This window comes from Lysinibacillus telephonicus (assembly GCF_003966145.1).
In the GTDB taxonomy this organism is placed as follows: Bacteria; Bacillota; Bacilli; order Bacillales_A; family Planococcaceae; genus Ureibacillus; species Ureibacillus telephonicus.
On the sequence record NZ_RXNR01000039.1, the window covers coordinates 1 to 15091 of the forward strand.

At 35.0% G+C, this 15091-nt stretch carries 22 protein-coding genes; 20 read left to right on the forward strand and 2 right to left on the reverse strand.

Annotation, left to right across the window (positions count from 1 at the left end; all coding sequences use genetic code 11):
- Positions 1-242: 242 nt before the first annotated feature.
- Complete coding sequence (locus EKG35_RS13280) at positions 243-656, reverse strand: ImmA/IrrE family metallo-endopeptidase (RefSeq protein WP_126294981.1); 414 nt, start codon at positions 654-656, stop codon at positions 243-245.
- A 13-nt stretch (positions 657-669) separates the two neighbouring features.
- Complete coding sequence (locus tag EKG35_RS13285) at positions 670-1104, reverse strand: helix-turn-helix domain-containing protein (RefSeq protein ID WP_126295035.1); 435 nt, start codon at positions 1102-1104, stop codon at positions 670-672.
- A 414-nt stretch (positions 1105-1518) separates the two neighbouring features.
- Here EKG35_RS13285 and EKG35_RS13290 point away from each other — a divergent pair, with 414 nt between their 5' ends.
- The 20 genes from EKG35_RS13290 (at position 1519) to EKG35_RS13380 (ending at position 14994) form a co-directional block, all read left to right on the forward strand.
- Positions 1519-1938: a helix-turn-helix domain-containing protein gene (locus tag EKG35_RS13290; protein ID WP_246020372.1), complete on the forward strand. Its 420-nt coding sequence runs from the start codon at positions 1519-1521 to the stop codon at positions 1936-1938.
- A 591-nt stretch (positions 1939-2529) separates the two neighbouring features.
- Positions 2530-2958, forward strand: a complete 429-nt coding sequence (locus tag EKG35_RS13295; protein WP_126294983.1) for a phage tail terminator family protein — start codon at positions 2530-2532, stop codon at positions 2956-2958.
- 2 nt (positions 2959-2960) lie between these two features.
- Positions 2961-3278 (forward strand): hypothetical protein, encoded by a 318-nt coding sequence (locus tag EKG35_RS13300; RefSeq protein ID WP_126294985.1) that lies wholly within the window; start codon positions 2961-2963, stop codon positions 3276-3278.
- 3 nt (positions 3279-3281) lie between these two features.
- Positions 3282-4601 (forward strand): phage tail sheath subtilisin-like domain-containing protein, encoded by a 1320-nt coding sequence (locus EKG35_RS13305; RefSeq protein WP_126294987.1) that lies wholly within the window; start codon positions 3282-3284, stop codon positions 4599-4601.
- Between the two features lie 14 nt (positions 4602-4615).
- Positions 4616-5125: a phage tail tube protein gene (locus EKG35_RS13310; protein ID WP_221766334.1), complete on the forward strand. Its 510-nt coding sequence runs from the start codon at positions 4616-4618 to the stop codon at positions 5123-5125.
- Between the two features lie 180 nt (positions 5126-5305).
- Positions 5306-5734, forward strand: coding sequence for a phage tail assembly chaperone (locus EKG35_RS13315; RefSeq protein WP_126294988.1), 429 nt, complete (start codon positions 5306-5308; stop codon positions 5732-5734).
- 38 nt (positions 5735-5772) lie between these two features.
- A complete protein-coding gene (locus EKG35_RS13320; RefSeq protein ID WP_185807758.1) occupies positions 5773-5928 on the forward strand; it encodes a hypothetical protein in 156 nt (51 codons plus the stop codon).
- A 198-nt stretch (positions 5929-6126) separates the two neighbouring features.
- Entirely contained in the window at positions 6127-8289 is a 2163-nt protein-coding gene (locus tag EKG35_RS13325) for a tape measure protein (protein WP_126294990.1), read from the forward strand.
- Positions 8282-8950 carry a LysM peptidoglycan-binding domain-containing protein gene (locus EKG35_RS13330; RefSeq protein WP_126294992.1) on the forward strand — a complete coding sequence of 223 codons (669 nt, stop codon included), beginning with the start codon at positions 8282-8284 and terminating at the stop codon, positions 8948-8950. The genes EKG35_RS13325 and EKG35_RS13330 overlap by 8 nt, the downstream gene beginning before the upstream one ends.
- Positions 8943-9905: an XkdQ/YqbQ family protein gene (locus tag EKG35_RS13335; RefSeq protein WP_246020374.1), complete on the forward strand. Its 963-nt coding sequence runs from the start codon at positions 8943-8945 to the stop codon at positions 9903-9905. Before EKG35_RS13330 ends, EKG35_RS13335 begins: the two co-directional genes overlap by 8 nt.
- Before the next feature lies 1 nt (position 9906).
- Positions 9907-10212: a DUF2577 domain-containing protein gene (locus tag EKG35_RS13340; protein ID WP_126295043.1), complete on the forward strand. Its 306-nt coding sequence runs from the start codon at positions 9907-9909 to the stop codon at positions 10210-10212.
- Between the two features lie 4 nt (positions 10213-10216).
- Entirely contained in the window at positions 10217-10624 is a 408-nt protein-coding gene (locus EKG35_RS13345) for a DUF2634 domain-containing protein (RefSeq protein WP_126294994.1), read from the forward strand.
- The gene (locus EKG35_RS13350) at positions 10624-11712 is read left to right on the forward strand and encodes a baseplate J/gp47 family protein (RefSeq protein ID WP_126294995.1); all 1089 of its coding nucleotides are present in this window, start codon (positions 10624-10626) and stop codon (positions 11710-11712) included. Before EKG35_RS13345 ends, EKG35_RS13350 begins: the two co-directional genes overlap by 1 nt.
- The gene (locus EKG35_RS13355; RefSeq protein WP_246020376.1) at positions 11696-12253 is read left to right on the forward strand and encodes a putative phage tail protein; all 558 of its coding nucleotides are present in this window, start codon (positions 11696-11698) and stop codon (positions 12251-12253) included. The genes EKG35_RS13350 and EKG35_RS13355 overlap by 17 nt, the downstream gene beginning before the upstream one ends.
- Positions 12253-12522 carry a hypothetical protein gene (locus EKG35_RS13360; protein ID WP_126294998.1) on the forward strand — a complete coding sequence of 90 codons (270 nt, stop codon included), beginning with the start codon at positions 12253-12255 and terminating at the stop codon, positions 12520-12522. Before EKG35_RS13355 ends, EKG35_RS13360 begins: the two co-directional genes overlap by 1 nt.
- A 167-nt stretch (positions 12523-12689) precedes the next feature.
- Positions 12690-13253 carry a hypothetical protein gene (locus tag EKG35_RS13365; RefSeq protein ID WP_126295000.1) on the forward strand — a complete coding sequence of 188 codons (564 nt, stop codon included), beginning with the start codon at positions 12690-12692 and terminating at the stop codon, positions 13251-13253.
- Positions 13253-13447: a hypothetical protein gene (locus tag EKG35_RS13370; RefSeq protein ID WP_126295002.1), complete on the forward strand. Its 195-nt coding sequence runs from the start codon at positions 13253-13255 to the stop codon at positions 13445-13447. The genes EKG35_RS13365 and EKG35_RS13370 overlap by 1 nt, the downstream gene beginning before the upstream one ends.
- Before the next feature lie 20 nt (positions 13448-13467).
- Positions 13468-13635, forward strand: a complete 168-nt coding sequence (locus EKG35_RS20970; protein WP_185807756.1) for a hypothetical protein — start codon at positions 13468-13470, stop codon at positions 13633-13635.
- A gap of 163 nt (positions 13636-13798) precedes the next feature.
- Positions 13799-14233 carry a phage holin family protein gene (locus EKG35_RS13375; RefSeq protein WP_126295004.1) on the forward strand — a complete coding sequence of 145 codons (435 nt, stop codon included), beginning with the start codon at positions 13799-13801 and terminating at the stop codon, positions 14231-14233.
- A complete protein-coding gene (locus EKG35_RS13380; protein WP_126295005.1) occupies positions 14230-14994 on the forward strand; it encodes an N-acetylmuramoyl-L-alanine amidase in 765 nt (254 codons plus the stop codon). The genes EKG35_RS13375 and EKG35_RS13380 overlap by 4 nt, the downstream gene beginning before the upstream one ends.
- Positions 14995-15091 lie beyond the last annotated feature (97 nt).

A 15091-nucleotide genomic window follows, 5' to 3' on the forward strand; every position in this document is an offset into this window, starting at 1 on the left:
AAAGTCTGAAAGTTCGTTACGAAACTTTGCGTTATTCATCTTAATTGAACCGCCGTATACGGAACCGTACGTACGGTGGTGTGAGAGGTCGGGAGTTAATCACTCCCTCCTACTCGATTAAATTCGCCGATCAATATGCATTGTTTTTATGTTAATTTATAAGGAAATCTCTAAAATTTGTTCCATAAAACCACTTATATTTTTTGAGCTAGTTGGTAGGTTGCTTTTTTCTTCCTGCAAAATTATAAATACATTTCCATCTCATAAGGAATTCCATTTTCTTTTAAAATAGCAAATTTGGTATCATAATCTTCTAAATTTTTAGCGTAGAGAAGGAGATGGACAGCAAATTTATTGGCTTCGCTTTCGATTTTTCCCACAGAATAAAAAGTGTTCTTTTTCAAAAATGAAATGTTTAAATCTGGATGATAAATAGCGTGTCCAATTTCGTGAGCACACACGAACCGCTTTTCCCATTCATTTAATTTATTATTAATGACGATGGTTTTCACCCTTTTATAGACACGATAAAAACCATAAGTGTTTCCTAGATCTAAATAGATAATCTGTATGCCCATTAATTCAGCGATTTCGAAAGGGTCATTTGTTCCATATTTATTTACCAATTTAGAGATTACTTCCTGGAAGTTATTCATAAACCCCCTCCATTTAATCCTCTTTTCGATATTTTTTAGGGGTATATTTCTTTTTAGCTATCTGCTTTGCAATTCGCATAGACGTTTCAAGAGCGGCGATTAGCAACTCTCGGTCCTCTTCATCTACATCATCTATTGTAAGTCCATCAAAGTGTGCATAACCGTCAGTTGGATTTTCTAAATTATTAATAATCTTCTCTAAGTCTTTTTTTATGTTTATTTCTTCTTTTGGCGTCAACTCTGGAAGATTAGATTGGGTTCTACCTAATAGGTAATCTGTAGAGACTTCAAAAAAATCAGCAAATTTTTGCAACGTATCGAAATCAGGTTGACGAGTACCTTGTTCGTAGTTGGATATTTGCCCTCTTGAAAAACCCATTTTTTCAGCTAATTCGTATTGGCTTAGATTTTTCTCTTTTCTTAATTTAGCTAGATTATGACCAAACACTTGTTTCACCTCACTAAGAATATTATATAAGTAGAAACTTGTTGTTTCTATTAAGAATACAAAAGGGAAACAAAAAGTTTCTGATATATATTGACAGAAACATAATGTTTCAATTACTATGTGTATATAAGAAACAAAATGTTTCTTTCTAGTGGAATAATTGAAAAGCTCATATAGATAGTAGAACATTTTAATTGAACTGAGAGGTACAAAACTAGAACTGATGCTGGTTTTAATTTGAATATATCGCCTCAAATATTAGGTTCAATAGAAAAACTAATATAACACTATCTTTAAGAATAGCCAAAATAATCGCAGGTCATTAACAATTTTTATAAAGGAAAAATTTTTTTAACTAAAAAGGACACGAAATGTGTCTGTTAATAAAAGAAATTAAATTAGGGGGTAATTATTATGGGCAAAGAACAAATTAAACTAAATCGATACCAACTTGACCGAGCAATCAAACGATATAATGAAAATATGTCCAAGTATATACGATTGACGAAAGAAATAAATTCAATGTCACCATCAGCTTCTATATCTCGATATGGTGTAGAATCAACGTTGCCAAGAGCTGTTGGTATTAATAGTGATCCTGTTTTCCGACATGTACAAATTAAGAGAAAACGTGAGGAGGAAATACAAGCAGTTAAGGATGAATTACTGCTTGTTCAAAATTTAATAGAAAAGGTTCAAGGTGACAAAGAAAATGAAGTGCTTTATTGGCTATTAGAAGGAATGACTTTCCGTTGGATAGGGGAAAAGCTAAATATAAGCCATACAAGTGTGCAAAGAATAAGGGAACGTATTTTAGACATGATGTTGAAGTGACGATTGGGTCGCTTCTTTTTTTGTTTCTTTGAAGAAGTTGTTAAATTAAATACGTAAATTATTACTTTCCGTATACCGCTCAAAACATTCAAGATTCTAGAAAACTAATTAAGGAATTTAACAGATATACAAGTAAGTAAAATGATGAATTTATAAGGCATAAATATACTGTTACAAATGTGCCAGATGTTACAAATGTTCCAATAGTTCCAAAGATTGAAAAATAGTAGCTTTCACAATTAGAATAGAGGTAGGACGAAGTGGTAAATAAATCGATCTTGTCATAATTCCTATAACAAAGGGAAATGGACAAATCGGTGGACGATAACACAACCGTCCAAGTGAATTAGAAGGAGGGATTGCATATGAAATAATTTATAAGCTAAAAATTAATTTGTGGAAGGAGTTGTTAAAAGTGGTTTCGCTACAAAAACATAATATGTTTTATTAGAAAGCAGTCATTTGAGGAAATGGCTGCTTTTTATAATGATTGAAAACTGTTCCAATCAGCTAATTGATACTTAAAGCTGAGTTAATGGAACACCAGGAAGCAACGAAAAGTAACTCATGAAGCTTAAAAGGGGGGATTCAATGGAAGTTAATGATATCATTGTTGCTATTTCTCAAAAGCTTCAGGAAGTTTTCGGAAGCGATTATGAAAAATATGTTGAACAACTGCCCGAAGATGTTAGAACGCCTTGTTTTTTAATTCAATTTCAAAACCTGGAGCAAAAACAACAAATCGGTAAGCGCTGGCGTATCACTACACTTTTTAATGTGAAGTATTTTCCGCAAAATGGTGCTGTAGAACTTGCAAATATGTCATTAAAGATACAACAAGCACTAAAGGAAATAACGCTGTTCAATGGTTCCAAATTACTTTCGACCGGGGCTAATAGTAAACCGGTGGAAGGGATATTGCATAATTTTATGAACTTTAATTTCTTCTTACAAGAGGTTGAAGCGAAGGATTTTATGGAATCATTAGAACAACATCAACCTTTAAAAGGAGATGAGTAGAATTGACTGTGAAGTTTTCAAAAGCAAGAATTGCCAACAGCAATCGGTATAAAAGTAAACAAGATATTGTTAATGCTATCTTGAAAGATGATGAGCTTTATACCATTGCTGAAGTAGACTCTGCATTAGAAGCTTTTTATGGTAGAGAGAAAACTAAAAATGAAGACGGAAATCCTTTTATTAAGAAAGAATATGAGGATATTACGAAAAAAGAGCTTGAAGCCTATCTTCAAGATAAATCAATTAATTATTCAGAAGCTAAAGATAAAAAATCTTTATATGCATTATATTTACAAACATTTGAAAAACAGGAGGGATAAGATATGGGACTTGGTGGAGGAACATTAGGTACACAAAATAAAGTATTACCGGGTACTTATCATAATTTTATTTCAGCAGAAAGAGCGTTTAGCAATCTTAGTGATCGTGGATATGTAGGTCTTCCAATTGCATTAGATTGGGGAGTTGATGGAGGCGTATTTACCCTTACGGCTAGTGATTTACAGAAGAATTCTCGCAATATCCTTGGTTATGATTATACAGATCCAAAATTAAAAGGTATTCGAGATGTTTTCAAAAATGCACATACCGCTTATTTATTTAGAATTGGTGAAGGTGCTGCCAAAGCATCAAATGCATATGCAGAAGCAAAATATGCAGGTACACGCGGCAATGATTTGAAAATTGTTATTCAAGAGAACGTAGATGATTCAACAAAATTTGATGTTCAAACATACTTAGGAACATCATTAGTTGATGAACAAAAAAATATTGCAGTTGCTGTTGATTTAGTAGGAAATGACTTTGTAATGTTTAAAGCTGATGCAATATTAGAAGTAACAGCTGGTACACCTCTGATTGGCGGTACAAATGGAACGGTGAATGGATCAGCATATCAAAATGCTTTAGATGCACTAGAAGCATATGGTTTTAATACATTAGGCTGTCTATCCTCTGAACAAACGATTAAAGATTTATTCATCGCTTACACAAAACGTCTTCGTGATGAAGCAGGCGCGAAGTTCCAACTTGTTGGCCACAAATTAGGTGCAGCAGACCATGAAGGTGTCATTGATGTTCAAAACGATGCAATTGGTGAAGGAGAGGAAGTATTTGGTGCAGTTTATTGGGCAGTTGGTGCACAGGCTGGCGTTGCAATAAATAAATCCAATACAAACAAGGCATATGATGGTGAATATACGCTTGATATGTCAGAAGCAAAAACTCACTTACAGCTTTCAGCATTACTTACGTCTGGTAAATATGTGTTCCATCGTGTTGGCAATGAAATTCGAGTGCTAGAAGATATAAATACATTTACTTCATTCAGATCTGATAAGAATGAAGATTTCTCATTGAATCAAGTAATTCGAGTTCTAGATCAAATTGCAATTGATACTGCAGCATTATTTAACACGCGCTATCTTGGCCAAATTCCAAATGACCAATCAGGGCGTGTTTCTTTATGGTCTGATATTGTAACTCATCGTAAAGAATTACAAAGTATCCGTGCAATTCAAAATTTTGCTTCAGAACAAGTAACGGTTGAACAAGGAAATTCTAAGAAATCAGTTATAGTGAACGAAATAGTAGAGCCTACTGTAGCTATGTCTCAACTATTTATCACTACAACAGTAGCATAAGGGGGAATCGTCAGATGAAAAAAATGAATATGTTATTACCGTTAGATCTTCAATTTTTTGCTGAAACAATGCATGCGAGAGATTCAATTAGTGGATCTCAAGGTGAAGCATTCGTAACGATTGATAATCAGCGTTATAACTTCGCTCAGTTAATTAATATTCAAGCTGATATGGGGAAAACTAAAACACAAGTACCAATTTTAGGCAAAGTCGGCAAAGGAAACAAGGCAACTGGTGCTGAATACACTGGCAGTGCAACATTCCATTTCAACACTTCAATCTTCCGTGAAATGCTTTATCGATATAAAGAAACGGGAGAAGATTTATATTTTGATATTCAGTTAACAAATGAGGATAAGTCTTCTACAGTTGGACGACAAACAATTGTATTGAAAGATTGCAACTTAGATGGTGGTATTTTAGCATTGCTTGATGCTGATGCAGAATACCTTGAAGATTCGTTCGAATTTACTTTTGAAGATTGGGAAATGCCGGAACGATTCTCTATTTTGGATATTATGTAAAAATTCTTGGGGCTGTCCCAGAAGTGTGTATCACAAACTTACGGGACGATTCTTGATATGGAAATACTTTTATATAAAGTTTTTGTACCTGACGCTTCGCTTTCGGTACAGAAAAGGGACGTCCCATACTATATGAGACGCCCCTTTTTATAATCAAATTTGAAAGGAAATGATGAAAATATGAGTAACTTACAAGCATTCTTTGCACAAAATGTAGAAAAGGTAAAGGTTGAAGAACATGTAATTTCTAAACGTTTTAAAGATGCAAATGGAAAGCCGATTCCATGGAAGTTCGGTGCAATTGACGGAGAAGTTGATGCTGCAAATAGAAAAGCATGTACTAAACGTATGCCTGTTCCAGGAAAAAAAGGCTTAATGATGCCGGAAGTTGACTTTGAACAATATACATTAAAAAATGCGGTGGCAACAATTAAATATCCTGATCTAAATGATGCAGAGCTTCAATCATCTTATGGCGTTATGGGAGCAGAAGCGTTGCTCAAAAAAATGCTGCTTCCTGGTGAACTTACTGAGGTAAAGAAAATTACCCAGGAGGTAAACGGCTTTGATGTAGGTATGGATGACCTAGTTGAAGAAGCAAAAAACTAATTGAAGACGGTGATAGCGATGCAAATATCGCGCACTATGTGCTGCATAAGCTTCGACTATTACCGTCGCAATATTTAAACCTTCCACGTCTTGAAAAAGCATTTGTTATAGCATCCATTCAAGTAAAAATCGAAGCAGAGAAAAAAGCAAGAAAAGAGGCGGAGCGAAAGGGTAAAGGAAGAAAAAGACGTTAATATTAATAATATAGATAAATGTTGTGTCTATGCTATTCAGTATTAATGTCTCGAATTTGCCTCCATAATGAAACACATTAAAATTAGTCGCCAAAAACTAGATGTACCATAACAAAGTAAGTAGAATGATGGTATTAATTTTGAACATAGCACTCAACTTGAGTGCTTTTTTATTTTATACAAAAAGGCGGTGAATAAATGGCTACAATTCAAAATGCAATACAAAGTTATAACATGATGTCATTACAATATAGTTCAGTTATAGAAAAACTCTATACACTGAAACAGGTATCGAGTGAAGCGATTGATGTTTCATCATTAGTGGTTGCGCAACGAGAATTACAGCATATAGAGGTAAGTTTTAATCAAATTGAACTAGAAATCCGAAAAGCTAATAAGGAACAAGAAAAATTAAATAAAAATATCGATAATGCAAGTAAACCTGCTAATAAGCTCTTAGGTACTTTAGGAACGATTGCAAAAAGTTATTTATCCTTGCAACAAGTGGGGAATGTTCTATCTTTATCTGATGACATGGTGAATACTAACGCACAATTAGATATGATAAATGATGGGGAAACGACAACATCAGAATTACAGCAAATGATTTTTGATACAGCACAGAGTACTTATACACCTTATCAAGCAACTGCCGATATGGTAGCTAAATTAGGAATGCAAGAAGCAACTGAGTTCAATAGTAATGCTGAAATAGTAGATTTTGTTGAACAAGTTAATAAATCACTTGCAGTTTCAAGGACACCGCAGGAGGATATTAATTCTGTAATGCAACAATTAACTCAGGTAATGGCTGGAGGAAGTATACAACCAATAGACTTAAAGGATATTTTAATTAAAGCACCATCAATTGCTGCGAATATTCAGACATACTTGGAGGAAGAAAAGAATATTGAAAATGCATCAAATCTTTATGAGTTGGCTAAGAATGGGGAAATTACCGGGGAAACAATTAAGAATGCAATGCTTTATGCAGCGGATGAAACAAATGCCGCCTTTGAATCGATGCCTGTAACCTGGTCACAATTATGGACAAACTTTCAAACCGGCGCATTAATGGCGTTCAATGAAGTTTTAATGGAACTAAACAATATTGCAAACAGCGAAAAGTTCCAGAGTTTTATATCTGGCGTTATACAATCGTTGAATATACTTGCACAGGTAGTATTGGGTGTAATAAATGCTATATCTACAATTGGTGGATTTCTTTATGAAAACTGGTCTTATGTTGAACCTGTAATCGTAGCAGCAACATTTGCATTGATAGCGTATGGTGCTGCACAGTTGTGGGTAAATAGACAAGCAATAATTAACACTGCACGTACTGTGGTTCAGACAATTTTAAAATGGGCATATGTAATAGCTACAATAGCTCAAATAGCAGCTACATATGGCTTAACAGGTGCAATGATGGCCTTAGGGGTAGCAATCGCAGCTAATCCTATTGGCTGGTTAATTGGTGCCATTGTAGCTTTAGTTTTAATTTTTTACGCCGCTGTTGCAGCAGTAAATCATTTCACAGGGAAATCCTATAGTGCAACTGGTTTAATCGCTGGCGCCTTTTTTACACTAGGAGCCATTATAGCAAATATATTTTTCGGTATAATTCAGATTGTGCTAGGCATTATAGAAGCACTGTTCAATCATTGGGTAGCCTTTGCCAACTTCTTTGGTAATGTATTTAATGATCCAATAGGAGCCATTATACACTTATTTGGCGATTTAGCTGACAATGTACTTGGAGTAATTGAGAAGATTGCAAGTGCTCTAGATTTCGTTTTTGGAACGGATTTTGCAACTACAGTTGCTGGATGGAGAGAAGATTTATCGGGTTTAGTAGATTGGGCTGCTGAAGAATATGGAAATGGTCAGTATGAAGTACTTCGTGAGGAGCTTGATACTGATAAAGTAATGTCTGATTTAGGAATAGAATTAGAACGCATGGAATATTCCAACGCTTGGAAAGCTGGAAATGACTGGGGAGCAAATTTATTCAATTTCGATAAGCAAGAAGATGATTCTAAACAAAAAGAACAAGAAGCTCAAGTGCAAGCTATTATGGATTCTCTAGGTACGGGAAATAACATTGCGAACAACACAGCAGAAAATACAGGGAAATTTGCTGACAGTGTGGAAATGGCTGGAGAAGATTTAGTATATCTGAAAGACCTTGCAGAACGTGAAGCAATTAATCGATATACGACTGCGCAGATAAAAGTCGATATGAGAAATGAGAATTACATCAATTCTGAAATGGACATCGATGGTGTAATTAATCGTTTTGGAGAAAGAGCTGAAGAAGCAGCAGGTATGTTAGCAGAAGGAGGCTATAGTTATGTATAGATTTTTTCTTGATGGCATGCAGCTACCTATTGCCCCCTCAAGTATGACGATGAAAATTAATGGTAAAAATGAAACAGTCACTCTTATAAATGAGGGTGAGGTAAATGTGTTAAAAAAGCCAGGGCTTACAGATATTGATTTTGAAGTTGAATTTCCAAACGTAAAGTATCCTTATGCTGTTTATCCAAATGGTTTTCAGCCATCAGCTTATTATTTGGACAAGCTTGAAAAACTTAAATTATCCCAGAAGCCATTTAAGTTCATTGTTAATCGAATGAAACCGAATGGCTTTTTATTATTTGATACAAATATGACTGTTTCTATTGAAGATTATGAAATAGAGGACAATGCAGAAAATGGTTTTGATATGGTAGTTAAAATTAAATTGAAACAATACCGTGAATATAGGACTGAAACTATAAAAAATCAACCGAGAACTTCTAGTAGTACTAATTTAAACCAAAAGGTTACTGTTGAGAAAAAAAGATCTACAACAGGTAAAGAAAAACCGAAAACACATACAGTAGCCAGAGGTGAAACATTATGGGGGATTGCTAAACGGTATCTAGGCGAAGGTTCGAAATATACTGAGCTGGCTAAAATTAATAACTTATCAAATCCTAACTTAATTCGGGTAGGGCAGGTGATTAAACTTGGCTAAAAGTCAACTGTCGATTATTTCTCAAGGGCGCACCTTTAAATGTGCTGTTGAGGAAGGCATTGTTTGGGAAACACAAAGAAAAGGTTCTCCGGGAAAGCTTACTTTTAATGTGATTAAAGATGATGAGCTAGGATTCTATGAAGGGGATACAGTTAAGTTTGACTATGATGGAAAGAATATTTTCTTTGGATATGTATTTAGTAAAAAAAGAACTAATAATCGGATTATAAGTGTAACTGCATATGACCAACTTCGCTATTTCAAAAACAAGGAAACTTATAATTACAAAAATAAAACTGCTGCACAAGTACTTCTAATGCTTGCAAATGATTTTCAATTGAAAACCGGTATTGTGGCAGATACAAAGCATGTTATTCCTTCAAGAGTTGAGGACAATCAAGAGCTATTTACAATTATGGAGAATGTACTATCAGAAACGACTAAACATACAAAGGAAATTTATGTTTTGTACGATAATTTCGGTTCATTGTGCCTACGTAATATTAAAGAATTAAAACTAGATTTGCTGGTTAATGAAGAGTCAGGTGAAACATTTGATTATACTACTTCAATTGATGAAGGAACCTATAACAAGATTAAATTGGTTCGTGAAAATAAAGAAACCGGCAAGCGTGAAATATTTATCGCCGAAGATAGTGAGAATATTAATAATTGGGGTATTCTTCAATATACGGACACTGTCGGTGAAAAGGAAAATGGTAAAGTCAAAGCTGATTCCTTATTAAAGTTATACAATATGAAATCCCGTAAGCTGCACATCAACCAGGTCTTTGGTGATAAACGTGTTCGTGGAGGCTCAATAATTGGCGTTTATATGTATTTAGGTGACGTAACTGTTCAGAATTACATGATTGTAGATTCTGTAAAACATACTTTTTATGAGTCGGATCACCGAATGGACTTAACGCTGCTGGGTGGTGAATTCATTGCGTGATATGAATGATTTTCTAAATATTATTAAAAAAGTTGCAATTAATTCCATGAATGCTCAAAAATTAACAACTGTTGTTTATGGTATCGTCATTGATGTTAACCCTTTGAAAGTGCAAATTGATCAGAAGTTAGTGTTAGAAAAAGAGCATTTAAAGTTGACCAGGAATGTGAAGGACTTTACTGTTGAAGCGACTATGAACGGTTCTAAACAGAACTATACGGTCCATAACAGTTTAAAGAAAGGTGACAAAGTTACAATGATTCGAGTGCATGGTGGCCAACAATATATCATCGTCGATAAGGAGTGATGTGATGATTCCGCAGCAAATTATAAACGATGGTCTAATAGCGGACTTCGAAGAAGAAGTTCAGCCATCGAAAACATTTAAATTAAATTTAGAGAGAAATCGCTGTGTTGGCTTTGTAGATGGATTACAAGCTATGGAACAAGCGATTTTTTTAATGCTTAGCATTGAACGGTATGACTTTTTGATTTACTCGTGGAACTATGGGGTGGAATTTAAAGATTTAATAGGAAAGCCTAGTGCCTATGTTGCTAGTGAAGTGAAAAGTCGAATTCGCGAGTGCCTTTTACAAGATGAACGTATCACTGAAGTTGATTCTTTTGAAGTTATAGCAAATAAAAATAAAGTACATGTGAATTTTGTTGCCCACACCATATTTGGGGAAGTTACAGCTAAGAAAGAGGTGGATTACTAATGGCTGAACCAATTAATTTAGAAACAACCTATGAAGATTTAATGGCGCAAAAGTTAGCTAAAATTAATGATTCACTCGATAAGCGTGAAGGTAGTCTTATTTATACTGCGACTGCAGCTAACAGTGCTGAAATAGCCCAAATGCTTGTCACAATTAAAAATAATAATGATATGGTATTCGCCGATACTGCTCCAAGAGAGTATTTAATTCGTCGTCTTGCTGAGCGGGGACTTACTGTTGATGAAGCGACTAAAGCAAAGTTGAAAGGTACTTTTAATATTGACATACCAATTGGTTCTCGTTTTAGTTTGGATCAATTAAACTATAAGGCTATTGAACGAATTTCATTTGGTGAATATGTACTTGAATGTGAGACAGCTGGAAACGTCGGTAATTTATATTTAGGATCATTAATCCCTATTGAATATATAGATGGACTTGAAAGAGCAGAACTAACAGAAGTGCTTATACCAGGTGAGGATGAAGAGTCTACAGAATCGATTAGAACAAAGTATTTTAACTCATTTGAATCGGTAGCGTTTGGTGGGAACAGAGCCGACTACAAATCTAAAGTCGGTTCTCTTAATGGTGTAGGTGGAGTACGTGTTTACCGTGCAAAATATGGTGCTGGAACAGTTGGTTTAACAATTATTAACTCTCAATTTAAAAAACCATCTCAAACATTAATTGATTCGATTCAAGAGGCTGTAGATCCAATAGGTGTACAAGGTGAAGGAGTAGGAATTGCACCAATTGACCATATTGCCACAGTGTCAGCTGTTAATGAGACAACAGTCGATATTTCGCTTAATATTACTTATCAAAGTGGATGGACATGGGTTGACATTCAAGAAAACGTATTGCAAGTCATTGATGATTATTTTAACGATTTAGCGAAAGAGTGGGCAAAAGCTCAAACATATGAGGAGGATCATCAAGGCGTAGTTGTTCGTATATCGCAAATTGAAACAAGGCTTCTTGGTGTAAATGGCGTGCTGGATATTGCAAACACTCAACTAAACGGTGGAACTTCAAATATTGAACTAGATAAAGAAGCTATACCGATTAGAGGTGTTGTCATTGGCTAGAGAAGTAGATCTATTAAGTTATTTTCCTTCAGTATTCCATGAAATCCAAGAAATTGTTGAAATAGCTAACGCAGAAAAAAAGCCTCTTGATGGAACTTGGCAAGCAATTGAGGATAGTTTAAACAATCAATTTATAGTGACTGCAAATGAAGAAGGTGTCTCACGGTATGAGAAAATGTTGAAGATTAACGTGCCAGCAACAGACACCCTTGATACGAGACGGTTTAGGTTGCTCGCAAGATTTCAGGAACATCCCCCTTATTCGAATAAAGTGCTTGAACAAATACTCGATAGTTTACTAGGTAAGGGACAATTTGTAATAGAACGGAATGTAGTCAATAAAACATTGAAGGTGAAAATTGAACTAACTCTCAAAGGACAGTTCGATACCGCCTTTGCCATGTTAGAACGAATTACTCCGCAGAATATGAATTTAATAGTTGAGCTGCGTTACAACCAGAATAGTTTATTGACTAAGTTTACACATGCTCAATTAAGTGTGTACGAGCATGAACAACTAAGAAGTGAGGTGTTAAGTTAATGCAAAAAACGACAAATTATGGTCTAAAAAAACCAGAACAAACTGATTTTTATAACGTTCAAGATTTTAATGACAATGCGGATATAATCGACCAAAAGCTAAAAGAAAATGCTGATAATATAGTAGTCCAAGGTGAGAAGCTGGAAAAACATCAAGAAGAAATAAAAAATATTAACACATTTGTTCATGAAAGTTTGTTATACCGTTGGGGATTTTTTTTATCAGCAGCTGGCGAACCACAAATTTGGTACGAGGAGGTAGTTGAATAATGACGATTATAGATCTTGCAACTAAGGCAATGCAAGAGAAGATTAAGTCTGTTGTAGACACTACAAAAACAGTTGTTGATGGTATAAAAACTACAGTTATCAGTACCGAAACTACTGTAAATGGTGTGAAATCAAAAACCGACACATTAGACACACGAACTAATACAATGAACACTAATATAAACAATATAAATACAAATGTGGGTACCGTAAAGACTGATGTTGCATCAATCAAGAATACGGTTACATCTGGTTTTAAGCCAGCTGTAATGACGCCATTCTCCTATGTAATTACAAAAGGTAGCGGTAGTTATACTATTGATACTTGGTATACACTAATAAATATCACTGGAGAAGGCGAACTGCAAAATGTACTAAGTGCTGTAGGTCATGGTAATGGTTCTAATATGCTTCGGGTAACTATAGATGGAGTTGTTAAATACTATGGTAAGACACCTGAGAGCTATAATGGTCCAGGTGGTGTTATCGGTATGACAAAATTGGACAATATTTTTAATAGGCCGGATTATGGCGAGCCGTTTATGGGACTCTCCGCAACAAATGACTTTAACTTAGGCTCAGTGGTGACATATCCATATACTGGTGGAGGCGGCGGTGTATCTTTAATCGATATACCTATTAGATTCAAATCATCACTGAAAATAGAATGGATGCCACAGGTAAGGACGACTGACACTCATTATGTATTCGCAACGGGAGGGGTGTTTTAATGAATTTAGTAAAAACGGTAGAAGCAAAGGGCTTGATTAGAGAGGAATACGACAATGGTACGATAATCGAGATAGATAAATCGGCCTTTGAAACCAAAGAACAAATAGTAAAGGTGAAGCCTACTTTGGAAGAATTAAATTATGCGGAAACTACTTATCAAACAGCGTTACTAGAAGTAATGATATTAGGGTAAAGGTAAAGGAGAGGATGTAAATGAAAATTTGTGACATTTGGAGAAAAATTATAAATGCCAAAACTTATTCGAAAGATGTTTCCACGAACCGTGTTACTACTATTTATACAATGGGACAAATAACTGATAATGAGTATAGGGATTTAGTGGCTCTTATTAACTCTACTTATGAAGAAAAAGAAAAGTAAAAACGAAATGTAGTAGGGTAGCATTATTTTTTACTCTATTTTTAAAATAATTTAAACTTTAGTAGTAGAGCACTCTCTATAGGGTGCTTTTTATATTGGCAACATGATTTAAGCGACGCACTGTGCCGAGCAGTGCAATTTAATAGTGGTAGGTGCTCAAATAATGGAAAACAAAATAGCATTAATAACAGGGATTTTAGGTGCTATTGTATCTTATATGTTTGATTTAGTGGGGGTTGCAGTGTCAATCCTCATTTTATTTATGCTTGCGGATTACACAACTGGTTTAATAGCCGCGGGAATAAATAAAGAATTAAATAGTCGTGTAGGTTGGACTGGTTTTGTACGAAAAGTGTATATTTTGGTACTTATCGGGATGATTTATGCACTGGAGTTTACCGCTAGTCAATATGTGGACTTTGACATTTTTGGCGGCTACATCGGTGATGGTGCAGCTTTTGCTTACATTGCTATTGAGTTTATTTCAATCGCTGAAAATGGGGTTAAGATGGGAGCTCCAATGCCTCCATTTGTAAAAAACTTACTAAAAATAGTCAAAGAAAAAACGGGTGTTAATGAGGAAGGCGACTCAATATGATCACAATTTCCCCAGGACACTGGGTACCAGGCACAGGAGCTAGCGACTTAATTGATGAAGTAACTGAAGCGCGAAAAGTAGTTAAAAGAGTAGTAAAAATACTACGAGCAAATAAAATTACAACAAATCATGTTGTAGACAACTCATCAAAAAATCAATCACAAAATCTAAAATATCTAGTGAACGAACACAATTTAACGAGCCGTGAACTTGATGTATCGGTACATTTTAATTCATCCAGTCGTACGGATAGGGGGCTTGGTGTCGAGGTACTATATTTCTCAATTAAAGACTTAGCTGCCAAAATGTCAAAGGCAATTTCGGAAGTCAGCGGATTAAATAATCGAGGGGCTAAGTTGCGTAAAGACTTAGCCTTTTTAAACAGTACGAACAAGCCTGCAATATTAATTGAGGTATGTTTTGTATCCTCCACAGCTGCCACAGCCATTTACAAACGGAAATTCGAGAAAATCTGTTATACAATTGCCCAATGCTTAGCGGAATACGTTGGAAAGCCTTTAAATGAAGGTGTACCAAAACTGGATTTCTCAAGTAAAGCAATGCAAACGAAATATGAAATGCGAACAAGTTCCCCAGCTACTAAAAAATTGATATTAGAAACTGCTTTTAGCATTGAAGAATTACAATTAGATAGAAAGCATTGGGAGGAACAGTACGAGAAAGGCAACATTAAAGAAGGCGACTGGAATGCATTTGCATATGAGGTTGCCGTCCATTTAGCAAAGAATAAATATAAATAACAAATAAACCGTCACATCCACTGGTGGCGGTTTTTTAACTTAAACATGCATGTAAACAGCTACATATTCTTCATCAACATTAAAGTAAGAAACAAAT